The sequence below is a fragment of the Sutterella parvirubra YIT 11816 genome (genome assembly GCF_000250875.1).
GTDB classification, from domain to species: domain Bacteria; phylum Pseudomonadota; class Gammaproteobacteria; order Burkholderiales; family Burkholderiaceae_F; genus Sutterella; species Sutterella parvirubra.
On sequence record NZ_JH604843.1, the window covers coordinates 1 to 1,325 of the forward strand.

The 1,325-nt window shown below is 60.6% G+C and carries 2 protein-coding genes; both read left to right on the forward strand.

Annotated features, from left to right (window positions below):
- The coding region (locus HMPREF9440_RS00345) for a transposase (protein WP_008540398.1) at positions 1-280 on the forward strand (280 nt) is incomplete at its 5' end.
- A 416-nt stretch (positions 281-696) separates the two neighbouring features.
- A partial coding sequence (locus HMPREF9440_RS11320; RefSeq protein ID WP_172634261.1) for an IS3 family transposase occupies positions 697-1,325 on the forward strand: 629 nt, incomplete at its 3' end.

The following is a 1,325-nucleotide window of genomic DNA, read 5'->3' on the forward strand; positions in this document are numbered from 1 at the left end:
TAAATTCACCCAAGAATTCAAACTCAACGCTGTCCGCCTCGTGGTGGAGGAAGGCCGCGTAGCCCGTCAAGTCGCCGACGAGCTCGGCATCCCGCCGAAGACCCTTTACAACTGGTTGGCTCTCTACCGCCAGGGCACTCTCATCCATGAGAACTCCCGGGACTGCACACCCGATGAAGCCGAAAAGGCCGAGCTTCGCGCCAAGGTCCGTCGTCTTGAGCAGGAGCTTGCCCTCGTAAAAAAATTCGCGGCGTATCTCTCGACGAACGGCCTCAAGTGAGATACGCCTTTATCTGGGCCACCCTGAATGACCCTGACATCAACGGCCTCCCGATTGAAGACCGTTGCAGAATAATGGAAGTTAGCGATAGCGGCTACTATCACTGGCGTGCGCGTACGCATCCTCCTTCAAAGCCTATAAAGAAGCCTGTCGCGGCGAATGCCGCGGCTGAGGAGGCTCGTTCTTCTACCCCTTGCGCTCAAAACGAAAAGCACTCGGGGGGCGTTTTCTGCGCCCCGAAGGGGCGAGCTCCCGCCCCCTCTTCAGAAGCCTCTCCTGAGGCCTCTGAGGACTGCTCTGAGCCTGTTCCGCCGACTGATGCTCCCAAGGGCGCCGAGCCCTCCCAGCCCGCGTCTGAGCAGCCGAAGCGCCGCAAGATCGTCTCCGAGGAGATCATCATCGGCACCGCCAACACCGTGCGAAAGTCGCTGGGCTACACCCCGGGGTACCGGCAGATGCGCGTCTACCTGCGCGGCTACGGTGTCCACGTGGGCGTGAAGCGCCTCAGACGCGTGCTTCGAGATCACGGCATCATCGGGTACCGCCACCGGAAGCGCTTCGTCCGAACGACCGACAGCAACCACTGCCTGCCGGTCTTCCCGAATCTCTTGAACCGCAACTTCGCTGTGGGTGAGCTCAACCGCGCCTGGGTGAGCGACATCACGTATCTGCCTCTCCCGAACGGCCGTTATTGGTACCTCTGCACCTTCATGGATCTCGGTAGCCGCAGGATTCTCGGCTACTCGATCGGCTCGAAGATGGACACGCCGTTCGTGTTGGAGGCGCTTGATATGGCCGTACAGGCTCGGCTCCAGGAGGGGCTCGATGTGGCCGGCACGATCGTCCACTCGGACCAGGGGACGCAGTACTGCTCCCGCCTCTACCAGACATACCTGGGGGAGAACGACCTTGTTTGCTCCATGAGTCGACGTAGTGAGTGCTGGGACAATGCGCCCGGCGAATCGATTTGGAGCTCTGTGAAGCGCGAAACGCTGATCGGCCACAGCTGCTACCAGGATGAGCATGACTGTGTGAGGAGGGTGAT